We start from the raw sequence: 14386 nt of genomic DNA on the forward strand, positions 1-14386 counted from the left end.
TCAACCCTGATCGACAGCCTCAGCCTCGGCGCAATGCGCAACGGCATCGGCGGCGGCCTCGCTCGTGGAATCATGCGCGATGCGGCGACCGAGGGCCTGACCGAGGCTGTGCAGAGCGGCATCGAGTATACCGGCGGCGCGGTCGGGACGAAGCAGGGCTTCGACCTGGGAGAAATGGGCTCGCAGATGTTGCAGGGCGGCTTGGTCGGTGCTGGTGTCGGCGGCGGCTTTGGCGTCGTCACAGAGGGCACCAAGGCGACCTTCGACGCTGCCGGCCGCATCACGTCCCGTCGTGCTGACGACACCCGCACGCCGGGCCCCGGCATTCGCGAGCAGGCCATTGCCGACGCTACCATCCTCACGCCCGAGGATCTGGCAAGCCCGCTCGACAACGCCGACATTGCGGCTGGGCGCGTCGAGATTGCGGGTGCGACGGCTGACAAGGCGGCTGACAATGCGCTGACGCAGGCAGGGCTGCCCAAGGTCGGCAGCAGGGTCAACGTCTCGAACCTGCCCGGCGGCAACGCGCTGACCGGCACGATCGAGGACGTGTTCACCGACGAGACCGGTACTGGTGTGGTCGTTCGCCCCGAGGGCGGCGGCAAGGCCATGCGTGAATACCTCGACACGCTCAACGAGCTTGGCGTGTCGATCACCCCTTCCGATCCGTTGGCCGAGGCTGACGCGATCGACGCGGCCCTCGCCGCGCAAGCATCTGCGCCGATGGAGGTTTCCTCTCCCCTTCCTTCGGCTGGCGCAGAGACGCCGTCGCCCCGCCCTTCGGGCCGCACTCCATCCGCATCGGCGGGCGGCGGCGTCAACTCTGCAATCGTGGAAGGCCTCAAGAAGCGCGGCTTCTCGGAAGGCCAGGCGCTCGGCATCGCCGCAGGCATCCACGCGGAATCGGCAAGTAATCCCAACGCCAAGAACCCGACGTCGGGCGCGATGGGTCTTGGCCAATGGCTCGGCCCGCGCAAGGACGCGATCCGCAAGCGCTTTGGCGACAACCCGACGCTCGATCAGCAGCTCGACTTCCTCGCTGACGAGCTTCGCGGCGGCGACGCTGGCGGCAAGTATGTGTTGGCCGAGAACGATCCGGCCAAGGTTCTCGACGCCTACGTGCGCAAGTTCATGCGCCCGGCGGCTGGCGCGGAAACCGACGGCGACATTGCGCGCGGCATGGCGGCGCTGGGGCAGGCTCCAACCGATACCGGCCCGCTAGTTCCCGAAAGTACGACGCAGTTTGCTGATCGGCCGCAGCAGGAGACGCCTTCTGTTGAGGTCACGGCACCTGCGCCGGATTTGCCGAGCGCGCAGCAGCAAACCAGCGAACAGAATACCGCCGGGCCGCAGGATGGTGAAATTGCTCCCACCGTCGAGGCTCCGAAAGCAGGTGGATCAATGCCCACCGCCGCCGACAGCGTCGCGTCTGCGGGCGGTGCTGTCACATATGACGCTGATCCTGCGCTAGACTACAACAGCACGCCACGCGCTGAACGCATCAAGATCATGAAGGCCGCGGGTATTGGCTCGTCGATGCTCGCTGGCGGACCAGAGCGCAACAGCGCGACCGAGTTTGATCGCCTACCTGCCATGGTTCAGCAGCGCATTGCTGACTATTTGCGCAAGAACGGCAACCCTGCCGTTCCATTTGAGCAAGACCCCGAGGGTGGCACGACTCCCCCCGCCCGCGTAGAAGAAACCGGCACCGGCAAGAGCGTCGCCGTAATCGGCGCCAGCGAGGCCGAGCTTGCCGCGATCTCGGCTGCCGTGCCCAAGGCCATGGGGATGAAGCGCAAGGACGGCGCGCTCGTCTACTCGAAGAAGTATGCCGACAAGATCCGCGCCGCGCTGGCAGGGGTGACAGAAACTGTCACCCCAAGAGTGACGCCAAGGGCGAAGGCATGTCGAAAGACGAGATCGTCCGTCGTCGCGCCGAGTTGCTTGGTCGCGCACCAATGGCAGTCGATGAAGAGTTCGCCGACATGATCGCGGCCAAGGACTACGAGGGTCTGCGCGGTATCCTGCGGCCGGACAATCAGAAGTCGCGCGCCGTGTTTGCGGAAGCCACCGGCATCACCCTCCCCAAGACGCAGCGCGACACGTTTGCGGCACTGCGCGAATGGGCAGGCGTCAGCGAGGAGCAGGAAGCGCAGCGGCAGAAGGCTGAGGACGATCGCATCAAGCGCGAGAGCGACGCGCGCGATCGGGAATGGGCGACCAACGCCGCTGAGTCCACCAAGATGCGGGACGAGAACGGCGTCGAAACGACCGTCCGCCAGTGGATTGACAGCAAGATCGAGCAGGGCTTCGACCGCATCGAGAACGTCAGCACCGGCGCTGTGCCGAAGTGGGTCTTGCTCAACCCCCAGGGCAAGGGCTTCAACCTGCAGAAGGACTTCCTGCGCTACGCCCGTGTTGCGCTCGAAGGTCGCACTCCCAAGAAACTGACCGACGAGCAGATTGCGCAAGAAGAGGGCATGTCAGTCGAGGACGTGCGCGCCTCGAAGTATCTGTTTGCCAACGGGTCCGAGCGTATCAAGCTCGCTCGCGAGGAAGGCAAGGCTGCCTTCGATCGCGGCGATGAACGTGTGCTGCCGAGCTACCTCTCGGACATGCCGGCAGGCGTGAAAGAGGAGTGGTACGCCGGGTGGGATCAGGCAAACTTGGCCAAGCCGGTATCCAAGCAGGTTGGTGCAACTGACAGCGAAGCCCCCGAACACGCAGCCGTTGGCGTTGACGAGCGCGAGCTCTCGCAGATCGTCAACGAGTTCAATTCGGCGCAGGCCAGCATGGTCGAAGGTGACTTCAAGGTCACGCACGTCTTCGACGCGCCTGCCAAGAACGAGATCGTTCGCCTGGGCGAGAAGGTGAAGGTCTACAACCAGCAGTATGGCTGGATGACGCCCGAGGAAGCCAAGGCCAAGATTGCGCAGTGGAAAGAGCATGCACGCGCGCAAGGCGGACCGGGCAGCGTCAACGGCGACAAGGTCGTGCTGTCCCTGTTCGACCTGTCCGGCGAGTGGTCGCGTCCATGGGAAGAGGCCGGGTATCAGGTTTATCGTTTCGATATTCAGGCTGACCCGGAAGTTGGTGACGTGTTCAACTTCTCGACCGACTTTTTCGGCGATTGGTTCGGCGACTTCGACGGGCAGGATATTTATGCGATCCTCGCCGCATGCCCATGCACCGACTTTGCCTCGAGCGGCGCAAGACACTTTGCGGCCAAAGACAAGGATGGGCGCACCGTCGCCAGTGTGAAGCTCGTCCACCAGACGCTTGCCACTATCGAGTATTTCAAGCCTGCCGTGTGGGCGATCGAGAACCCGGTTGGCCGAATTGAAAAGCTCGGCGGCCTTCCGCCGTGGCGCCTGTCGTTCGATCCAAACCACATGGGGGAAACCTACACCAAGAAGACCCTGCTATGGGGCCGCTTCAACGGCGATCTCCCGATTGCTCCGGTGGATCCCGTCGAAGGCTCGAAGATGTGGAGCCAGTACGGCGGCAAGAGCATTGCCACCAAGAACGCCCGCAGCGTCACGCCCGAGGGTTTCGCCTACTCGTTCTTCATGGCAAACAATGCCGTCGATCATCCGGCGATGGCGCTCGCGAACAAGTTCGACCGGCTTGACCGGGTCGCGATTGAGAAGGCGCTCAAGGCTGGCGTCAAGGCGAGTGAGATCGAGAACGCCGTCGAGGACTTCTACTATCAGGAATTGGACGACGAGAGCGCGAACGCGGCTATCCGCGACCTGACCGAGCAGCGCCGCCGCGAGAAGATGGGCGCCCGTCCGGTCGACCGCAGCGCCGCAATCATCATGGATCCCGCTGCCGGAACGGTGAAGACCGTGCCGCTCGGCGGCAAGCGCACGACCGACAAGAAGGCCAACCCCTACGTCAAGACTGGCGAGCGCTACACGCTCAAGCAGGACGTCGAATATCTCAAGGCGGGCGGAACTTACGTGGTGGAATCCACCACTCGCACTGATGCGTTCTTCCGCAATGTCGAGACAGGTGGGCGCACTTCGGTCAAGAACTACATGCTGCAACCCGCCTTGCAGAACGGGGTAATGGTTGCGGCCGACTCCGAGGAAACCGGCGACAACGTCGGCCCCACCCCTTCCGCGCTCGAAGATGAGGTGCTTGCGATCGATAACGACACGTACCGCCGCTATCTTGAAGCGCTGCGCCCACCGTCGCCATCGAACCGCAACGCGATCACCTCGCGCGCCGCGCAGATCCAGCACCAGTTCAATACCAAGGGCGAGGCCGCCATGCGCGCCGCGCTGGCAGAGGTATCGCAGCCCGATTTGCGTGTGCCAGAAGGTTTCAGCGTTGACCCCGTGCAACCCGTTCGAGGTGCCGCTGATGCGCGTATCATGGGCGGAAGATACTCCGTCGTTGCCACTCGCAAGTCACCTTTCAAGAGTGAAAAGGGTTACGGGAACACGCCAGAGGAAGCAAAGCGGGACGCGCTGCGTCGCGTTGGTGCGTACGACGCCATCGCTCTACAAACGTGGCAAGAGGATTTCGACGCAGCAGGCAAGCGCATGCGCGAACGGCTGGATAAGGTTGATCCTGAAGGCCTTCGCCCTTTGCTCGAAGCCATGGCAGAACGCGGCATGCGCCTGCCCGATGGCGACTTTATCGAAACGACCAACCCGCACCGCGCGATCGAGCTTGGCTACGTTGAGATGACGGTCGACGAGAACGGCAACCGCGTTGGCCAGATCACCCAGGCCGGACGCGACTTTGTCAGTGGGAGGAAGGCCGCTCCGACGCCCTCTGCAAACCGCCTCGTCACCGACGAGCGCGCTGCAGAGCTACGCGAACGCCTCAAGGCCAAGCTCAACCCGGGCCGCCTGAATAGCGGCATTGATCCCGAGATCATCGCCATCGGGACCGAGCTTGCCGTCTACCACATCGAGAAGGGCGCGCGCCGCTTCCAGGCGTTCGCCAAGGCGATTGCCGACGACCTCGGAATGAAGGTGCAGGATCTGCGCCTCTACATGCGCGGCTGGTACAACGGCGCGCGCGACATGATGGAGGACGCGGGCGAGAGCGTGGCCGGAATGGACACGCCGGACGAAGTCGCCAAGTCCATGCGGACGCTCGAACAGTGGGCGAATGAGCCTGCGGTGACAGAAGGGCAAAATGCTGCTACAGGGGCCGTCGATGCTGAACTTCCGAACCGCGTACCTGCAAGCAATGCGGGAGCAAGCCCCGGCGATGTTCAACGAACTTCGTCGGTCGGGCGCGATGGACGCGCACCTCAACAAGAAGGCGGCCGAGGCCCAGGCGATGTTTCGCGAACTGACGGAGGGCGCACCGACACTGCCGGGCAGCGGAGTGCTGGCGGACCCGCAGACGGAGCGCGAGGCGACCGAACAGGTGTTCGCGACGCTGATAACCTTCCCGCCTCCGAACGCGACGCCGGATCTCCCAGAAAGGCCGTTGCAGCCGTAAAGGGCACGGATTGGGTCATTGAACCCGGTTCGCTCGAGGAAGGTCGATCGCTGGCGCAGAAGGCCCGCGACAACGTCGAAGCAATTGCGCTGGTCAAGCAGATCGAGCGCGAGGGCCGTTCCGCTACCCGCGAAGAACAGGCGGTCATTGCTCGCTACATCGGATGGGGCGGGCTCAAGAACATCTTCCCCGATCCCGCGACTGGCGAATACGGCAAGGGCTTTGAAACCCTTGGCCCGCGCCTGCGTGAATTGCTGACCGACGAAGAATACGCGACCGCGCGGCAATCCATTCAGTACGCGCATTACACGTCAGAATCGGTCGTCCGTCCGATGTGGGACATTGCGCGCCAACTCGGTTTCAAGGGCGGCGTGGTGTTCGAGCCCGGTATGGGCACCGGCAACTTCCGTGGCATGATGCCGGCGGACATTGCCGCAGCCAGCAGCTACAGCGGCCTCGAATACGATCACCTTACAGCCTCGATCGCAAAGCTCTTGTATCCACAGTCGGGCGTGCAGCAGGCTGATTACACGCGCGTTCCCGGAATCAAGAACGCCGTTGATCTCGTGATTGGCAACCCGCCTTTCTCCGAGACGGCAATCGCGGCTGACCCTGATTACGCCAAGCACAAGTTCCTCCTGCATGACTTCTTCTTTGCGAAGTCGCTGGATGCCTTGAAGCCCGGCGGCCTCCTCATGTTCATCACCTCTGCGGGCACCATGAACAAGGTAGGCGACAAGGCCCGGCAATACCTGGCTGACCGTGCCGACCTTGTTGGTGCAATCCGGCTACCCGGCAATGCCTTCGAGCAGAATGCTGGCACGTCGGTGACGACGGACATTGTGATTCTGCGCAAGCGCCTGCCGGGCGAAAAGCCGGGCGATATGGCATGGGTGGGCACGGAGCCGGTATCTCTGCCAGACCGTGACGGCAACACGGTGCAAGGCAATGTCAACCGCTACTTCGTGCAAAATCCTGACATGGTGCTGGGCGAACAAGGCATGTTCGACAAGCTCGTTGCAGGGCCCCGCTATGCCGTCCGCGCGCCCAAGGGCTTCAACATCGAGCAGGCTATCCGCAACGCGGGCGAGAAACTGCCCGGCTCTCTGGTGAACACTGCGCCGCCTGCCATGGCTCCCGGATTCATCGCGCCGGACATTGATCTTGGCAGCGGTGAGCGGAAGGATGGTTCCTACTACCTTGATCCCGACGGGCGCCTGATGCAGTTCCGTGGCGGCGCTGGCCGCCCGGTCCAAGCTCCCGGCAAGGGTGTGACCGGCGGTATGTCTGCGGCGGCACAAGAGCGCGTGCGCGGATTGATCCCGGTGAAGGACGCGCTGCGCGACGTCTACGCCGCCGACATCAAAGCTGATGCAGCAGCAGGCAGCGTTGCCCGCGAGAAGTTGAACAAGGCCTATGACGCCTTCGTCAAGAAGTTCGGCCCGATCAACAAGACCGACATTTCCTACCGCAGGCCAAGCCGCGTCGAGCTTGAGGGCTTGCGCGCAGAAGCGCGTGAGGAAGCGCGGCTTGCCGGGACGGAGTGGGACGACGGCTCATTCGATGTGCAGCCCCTACTCGATGCTGGCGCAAAGCTGACTGAGATCGCCAAGGCGCGCGAAGAAGCGCGCGAGAAGGCCTTGGCGGCTGGCCGGATATGGAACGAGGGCACGTTCGATCCCAACGAGGTGCCCGACAAGGTTATCGAGAAGCGACCGAACCTCGACCCGTTCATGGAGGACGACGAGGCTTACCGCCTGGCTGCGATCGAGCACTACAACAAGGATAGCGGCGAAGCGTCGAAGGGCCGCGCATTCTTCGAGAACGCGATCACGCTGGATCAAACGCCCAAGATCAATTCGGCCAACGATGCCCTTCTCTACAGCCTGAACCGCCTTGGCCGCCCTGACCTGCGCACAATCGCAGAAATGTCGGGCAAGTCGGAGACGGCTGTTCTTGAGGAGCTTGGCGAACGCCTGTTTGAAGTTCCCGGAAAGCCGGGCGTCTACGAGACGGGCGAAATGTACCTGTCCGGCAACGTGCGCGAGAAGCTGGCGACAGCGCGCGTCGAGGCCGAACGTGATCCAGCCTATCAGCGCAACGTGCGGGCATTGGAGGCGGCACTTCCGGCCCCCCTCACCCCGACGGAGATCGCAGCAAACCTTGGCATGCCTTGGCTCCCCACCAAGGTTATCCAGCAGTTCGCCACCGAAAAGCTGGGGCTGCGGCAGGCCAATGTCTCGTACCTCGGCAAGCTCGCTCAGTGGATGGCCACCGGCGATACGTCGAGCGCCGCGGCTAGAACCGAATGGGGCACGGAGCGCATGGACGCGCTCAAGATCCTTGAGGCAGCGCTCAACCGTCAGACCCCTGTTATCCGCGACAAGATCGAAACGGCACAGGGGGAAAAGACTGTCGTAAACGAAGTCGCCACCCAGGCGGTTCAGGACAAGATGGCCGAGATGAAGGCCGCTTTCCGTGAATGGGTGTGGACCGACCCTGACCGCAGCGCTGCGCTCGTGGATCTCTACAACCGCGAGTATAACAGCCTTGTCGCGCCCAAGTTCGACGGCTCCTATTTGACGACGCCGGGGATCGCCTCGGGGTGGTCATGGCGCCCGCACCAGCGTGCGGTCATTGCCCGCATCATCCAGAGCGGCAACACCTACATGGCGCACGAGGTGGGCGCCGGTAAGACGTCGGCCATGATCGGCTCCGGCATGGAGATGAAGCGCCTCGGGCTGGTCAGCAAGCCGATGTACGTCGTCCCCAACCACATGCTTGGTCAGTTCACCAAGGAGTTCTACGAGCAATATCCGCTGGCTCGAATCCTCGTTGCCGACGAGCAGCGGTTCCACACGTCGCGCCGCAAGGAGTTCATCGCTCGCATGGCGGCCGAGGATTGGGACGCCATCATCATCACGCACAGCGCGTTTGGCTTCATCCCTATGTCGGACGACTTCACCGCCGGCATGATCCAACAGCAGATCGACGATCTTGAGGATCTTATCCGCGAGATCGGCAAGGGGCAGGACGTCCGCATCACACGCCGCAAGGTTGAGCAGCAGAAGGAAGCGTTGTCCCAGCGCCTTGCGGGCCTCACGAATCGCAAGCGCGATCAGGTATTCACGTTCGAGGAAACGGGCGTGGACTTCCTCTTCGTCGACGAAGCGCATCTGTTCCGCAAGCTCGACTTCGCGACCAAGATGGGCAACGTGAAGGGCATCGACCCGGCGGGCTCGCAAATGAGCTTCGACCTTTACGCCAAGACCCGTTATCTCGAAGACAAGCGGCCCGCCCGCAATCTAGTGCTGGCATCGGGCACGCCGATCACCAACACCATGGCCGAGCTTTTCAGCGTCAGCCGCTACCTGCAGCAGAACGAGCTTGAGAAGCGCGGTCTCGGTCACTTCGATGCTTGGGCCGGTGCGTTCGGCGATACCGTTACTGCGCTCGAGCAGGACGCGGCAGGCGGTTACAAGCCGGTCACGCGATTTGCTCAGTTCGTGAATGTGCCCGAGCTTTCCGTCATGGTCCGGCAGGTCATGGACGTAGTCGGAGCGACGGAGCTTCGCCAGTACGTCAGCCTGCCCAATCTCAAGGGCGGCAGCCGTAACCTCATCACCGTCGAAATGACGCCGATGCAGGAAAGCTACAAGGCTACCCTGCAGTCGCGCATGGAAGCGATCAAGAGCCGCAGCGGCCCACCCAAGAAGGGGGACGACATTCTCCTGTCGGTAATTGGTGACGGTCGCAAGGCTGCGATCGACTATCGCCTGATCGACGCAAGCGCGCCCAAGGAGCCCGGCTCCAAGCTGGAGCGCATGATCGAGGAGGTCGCGCGCCGACACAAGGAGTTCACCCGCACGCCGTTCCACAAGCCTCTCCCGGCTGGCAAAGGTTTCAGCGAGAAGCCCGAAACCTATGGGCCTGCGACGCAGATGATCTTCTCGGACTTCGGCATCAATGGGGACTTCCCGGTCCACAAATACATCAAGAGCGCACTGATCGAGCGCGGCATTCCGTCCGGCCAGATCGCCCTTATTCAGGACTTCAAGACGCACATCGCCAAGCAACGCCTGTTCAACGATATGAACGAGGGCAAGGTGCGCGTGCTGATTGGTTCGGTCGCGAAGATGGGCACCGGCGTAAACGCGCAGAAGCGCCTCCGCGCGCTGCACAACATGGATGCACAGTGGTACCCGGCCAACGATACCCAGCGTAACGGGCGCATTATCCGCCAGGGCAACATGAACCCCGAGGTGGAAATCCTCGATTACGCCACGAACGGCACATACGATTCGACGATGTGGGGCCTCATGGCGAAGAAGGCCCGCTTCATCGAAGGCTTCATGCGCGGCGATCCCACCATGCGCGACATGGAAGACCTGGGCGAAGCGAGCCAGTACGAGCAGGCATCGGCCATGACGACGTCTGACCCGCGCATCATGGAACTTACCGAGTGGAAGCAGGATCTTGAGAAGATCGAGCGCCGCCAGATGGCGCATGAGCGCGAGCAGCAGAGCGTGCGCATGCGCCTCTCATCGGCACGTAACGAAGTGGTGGAGGCCGAGCGCCTGATCCCACTGATCGAGCAGGACATTGCAAAGCGCGTCTTGCAGGAAGGCGACGAGTTCAGCGCTGCCGTGAAGGGTGAGACGTTCGACGATCGCACCGAGTACGGGGCGGCACTGATGACCGCTATGGACGCCTTGGTCGAAAAGTCGAACGGGAAAGAGGCCCGCGAAGGCGTCGGCGAGTTTGGCGGTTTCCCGCTGGTGGCAGAGGTGTACCCCGTGCCGGCGGTGAAATGGCGCTGTCCTTCTACATTAAGCGCGCTGGTGGCCGCGAAAGTCGCGTCGATATGGGTACTGACGCACGCGGTCTGGTCACTCGCCTGACCAACACTCTCAAGGCATTCGACAAGGATCTGTCCTACGCGCAGAACCTCAAGGCCGCAGCAGAGCAGCGCATTGCCGACTTTGAGCCCAAGCTCGGCGCGACGTTCGACGACGGCGGCAAGGGTGCCGATCTTCGCCAGAAGATCAATGCGCTCGAATCGACGTTGAAGGCGGAGAGTGACGCCGCGGAAGAAGCGCGCAAGCAGCGCCAGCAGTCAGATAGCCCGCAGCAGTCCATCCCCGAAGACACTCCCGCCCGAACGCCAGCAGCCGACGTGCGCGAAGCCTTGCGCGAGCAGCTGGCGAACCTGCGCCTTGCCGACAAGGTCAAGGTCCGGCTCGTCGACACGCTGGGCGGCGCGGCTGGCGAGTACCGCGCGCAGATCGTGACGATCGCACAGGACACGCCGCAGGGCGAAGTGTTCACCCTGAACCACGAGGCAATCCACGTCCTGCGTGACCTTGGCTTGTTCAATACGTCGGAGTGGGCCATCCTCTCGGCCAAGGCCAGACGCGAGACAGGCCTGATGCGCTCGATCCGTCAGCGCTACGAGGCCGGCTTCCGCCAGCGTGGCATGACCGGCGCGGCGATGGAGGAAGCGCTTATCGAGGAAGCCGTGGCCGATATGTTCGCCCGGCACCAGGACGGCAGGTACAAGGCCGAAGGCACGACCGATCGCCTGTTCAAGATGCTGCGTCAGTTCTTCGAGGCGGTTCGCAATGCCTTTGCCGGGCGCGGCCTGCGCACCGCAGAGGGCGTCATGCAGGACGTGGCCGATGGCCGAGTAGGCGCGCGCAACAGTCAGGGAATGCTTGACGGTTCGGCGCGGCAGAGCCGGCTAGATCGGCCAACGGTCGTCTACCATGGCGGCACCTATAATCCCAACGTCGGTCCCAATTTCCCTTTATTCGTTTCGCCAGATCCGGCTGTGTCTGAGAGCTACGCTACTGATCGCGGACGCGGGCGCGGCAGGCTGATCGAGTTTGAATACACGCCCCGCAAAGTGGCGACAGCACAAGACATCGACCGCATAGCTAAACCAATCTTTGGCGAGCAGTTCTCTGAGCAGTCTACGTTCTCAATGCTTGATCCCAACATCGGGGGCGAGCTTTCTGATAAGGTGCTGGACCAGTTGGACGCCGAAGGTTTCGACGCAGTCGAGTTCAAAGACTTCGCAATGGATAGCGACTTTGAGGAAGTGCCCGCAATGGCGATCCTTGCGCCATCGGCAATTGGCCGTGGCTCTTACGCTAATGATGCTTTCTACTCCATCCCGAGCGCGACGACCTTGTCGCCCTTGGCGGCACGGAACCGACGTGGAAGGGCAAGGCTGCCGACGCCTTCGACCGCTGGCGCACAGCTATGCAGGACCGATACCTCCCGCTGTTGAAGGTGCAGCGCCAGATCGAAGAACAGACCGGAAAGCCCCTGCCCGTATCGCGCAACCCGTACATGGGCGAGGAGCTTATGACGGGCAGGATTGGTGCGCGGCTGGAACGTCTGGCTGAGGATCATGTGCAACCCCTGTTCGACGCGATGCACGCGGAGAAGGTCACGACCGAGGAGTTGGAATCGTTCCTTTATGCCCGGCATGCACCGGAGCGGAACGCGCGGATTGCCGAGATCAACCCGAGTTCACCGAGGGCGAAGGCTCCGGCATGACCGACCTTGAAGCGGCGGCGATTATGTCGCGCGTCCGCAAGGCCGGGAAGATGGAGGCTATGGAGCGGCTGGCAAAGCGCGTCGACCAGATCCGCGACGACGCGCTCGACTATCGCGTGCAGACCGGGCTGATCTCCAAGGAAGAAGCGGACGAGTGGCGCAGCACCTATCAGTTCTATGTGCCGCTGCGTGGCTTCAAGGAAACCGGCACCGACGCAATCCCCGAGCGCATGAACCGTTCGGGCGGCGGGATCAACGTGCGCGGGCGCGAGAGCAAGCAGGCGTTCGGACGGCGCAGCCAGGCGGATAGCCCGCTGGCCTACCTGATCTTGCAGGCCGAAGAGGCGATTATCCGCGGCGAAACCAACATCGTGGCGGCGCGCTTCTACAATCTGGCAAAGGCGAACCCCGACAAGGAGTTCTGGTCGATCAACAAGCCGACCGTGCGCCAGCGCATGAACGAGGAAAGCGGGCTCGTCGAATCGTACACGACGTACAACCTTCTGGCCGAGGACAAGGATTGGACTGTCAGCGCCAAGATCAACGGGCGCGAGGTGCGCGTCACCATGAACAAGGAGAACCTTGACGCTCGCCGGCTGGCTGACGCCATGCGCAACCTGACCCAGCACCAGCTTGATTGGGTGACGCTGCACATGGGCAAGGTGAACCGCTTCCTTTCGGCGGTGAACACGAGCTACAACCCTGAGTTCATCATCACCAACGCCTTCCGCGATTTGCAAACCGCGACGTTCAACCTCTCCGGCGAGAGTGTGAAGGGCATCGTGCGCGGCACACTCAAGGATTACCGCAAGGCGCTGGCGGCATCGACCAAGGGCGCGTTCGGCAAGCACTCCGGCGAGTGGGGCAAGTGGTACGACGAGTTCGTGATGAACGGCGGGCGCGTCTACTTCAACAAGGTCGAGAACGTCGAGGAGATCAAGAAGCGGATAGCCAGCGCTGCCGAGATGGCCAAGGCCAAGGCGGGCGAAGGCGGCCCACGCTTGCAGGCCAAGCGCCTGTTCCTCGCTGGCCGAGACATGATCGAGAACCTGAACAACGGTGTCGAAAACGCAGTGCGCCTCTCGGTCTACAAGAACGCGCGCGAGGCTGGCCTGACACCGGCGCAGGCGGCGAGCATTGCCAAGAACGTGACCGTGAACTTCAACCGGCGCGGCACCGCAGGGCCCGCCATGAACGCGGCCTATCTGTTCTTCAACGCTTCGGTGCAGGGCTCGGCCCGCATCCTCATGGCGCTGCGCTCCCCGCGCGTGCGCAAGATGGTGGCTGGAGTGATGATCGCGGCTGCTGCTGCCGAGATCCTGAATGCGATGATGAGCGCGGACGACGACGACGGCGAGAGCATCTACGACAAGATCCCGGCCTTCGAGAAGTCGCGCAACATCATCCTCATGATGCCCGACGGCAAAAGCTACATCAAAATCCCCATGCCCTACGGGTACAACGCCTTCTGGGAAGCGGGCCGCTCGGCCGCAGAGATCGCTCGGCGCGGCGGTGACAGGTGGTTGGAAACCATGGGCCAGTTCGCTGGCACCGTGGCCGATGCCTTCAACCCGATCGGCGGTAGCGACAGCTTGCTTAACATCCTCTCGCCCACGATCACGGACCCGATCGTCGACCTGACATTGAACAAGGACTTCACCGGCAAGCCGATCATGCCGAACCAGTCGCCCTATGGGCCTGAGGAGCCGGACAATCAGCGGTATTTCAACAGCGTTGGTCCGCACTGGCGCGCGATCACGGACTTCTTCAACTCGGCCACCGGTGGCGACGAGGTCATGCCGGGCGCTGTCGACGTATCGCCTGAAACGTTGGAATACCTGGCTGGCACCGTCGTTGGCTCTGCCGGCGGCTTCCTCGATCGCATCGTGAATCTGACGACAAAGGGCTTCGACGATACCGAGGAAGTGACGGCAAACGATATTCCGCTCGCGCGCAAGGTCGTGGGTGGCAAGCCTTCCTGGGTGGACAAGGCCTCCTACTATGATCGTGTGAAGCGCGTGGAGCAGGAGGTTTCCTACGTCGAAGACTATCTCGACGCAGGCAATTCTGATGACGCTCGTTCCTATGCCGAGAAGAACCGGAATATCCTGACCCTCGAAGGCGCGGCCAAGCAGGCGAAGAAGGACATGCGCGATGTCCGCAAGGCGCGCCGGGAGATCGAGACTGCACGCGAGCGCGGCCAGATCGACGACGCGACTTACCGCCAGAAGAAGGAAGTGATCGACCGTGCTGACAAGCTCGTCGTCACCGAGTTCAACACTGCATGGAATCAGGCCATGCAGAGCGGAGAGTGACGAAGGGCGTGGCGGCTGCTATAGGCGGTCGCCATGCACCC

The 14386-nt window shown here is 62.6% G+C and carries 5 protein-coding genes; all 5 read left to right on the forward strand.

The features are described from left to right. Window positions 1-723: 723 nt before the first annotated feature. The 5 genes from C7W88_RS23245 to C7W88_RS00185 are packed head-to-tail and all read left to right on the forward strand — an operon-like array spanning window position 724 to window position 14345. Window positions 724-1989 carry a phage tail tip lysozyme gene (locus C7W88_RS23245; RefSeq protein ID WP_240344954.1) on the forward strand — a complete coding sequence of 422 codons (1266 nt, stop codon included), beginning with the start codon at window positions 724-726 and terminating at the stop codon, window positions 1987-1989. Then, window positions 1905-10367, forward strand: a complete 8463-nt coding sequence (locus C7W88_RS00170) for an N-6 DNA methylase (RefSeq protein WP_118072064.1) — start codon at window positions 1905-1907, stop codon at window positions 10365-10367. Before C7W88_RS23245 ends, C7W88_RS00170 begins: the two co-directional genes overlap by 85 nt. Further along, on the forward strand, window positions 10331-11758 hold the full coding sequence (locus C7W88_RS00175; protein WP_118072065.1) for a hypothetical protein: 1428 nt from the start codon (window positions 10331-10333) through the stop codon (window positions 11756-11758). Before C7W88_RS00170 ends, C7W88_RS00175 begins: the two co-directional genes overlap by 37 nt. Further along, a complete protein-coding gene (locus tag C7W88_RS00180) occupies window positions 11731-12030 on the forward strand; it encodes a hypothetical protein (RefSeq protein WP_118072066.1) in 300 nt (99 codons plus the stop codon). The genes C7W88_RS00175 and C7W88_RS00180 overlap by 28 nt, the downstream gene beginning before the upstream one ends. Continuing rightward, a complete protein-coding gene (locus C7W88_RS00185) occupies window positions 12027-14345 on the forward strand; it encodes an LPD38 domain-containing protein (RefSeq protein WP_118072067.1) in 2319 nt (772 codons plus the stop codon). The genes C7W88_RS00180 and C7W88_RS00185 overlap by 4 nt, the downstream gene beginning before the upstream one ends. Window positions 14346-14386: the final 41 nt, after the last annotated feature.

It is taken from the genome of Novosphingobium sp. THN1, assembly GCF_003454795.1.
Lineage (GTDB): Bacteria > Pseudomonadota > Alphaproteobacteria > Sphingomonadales > Sphingomonadaceae > Novosphingobium.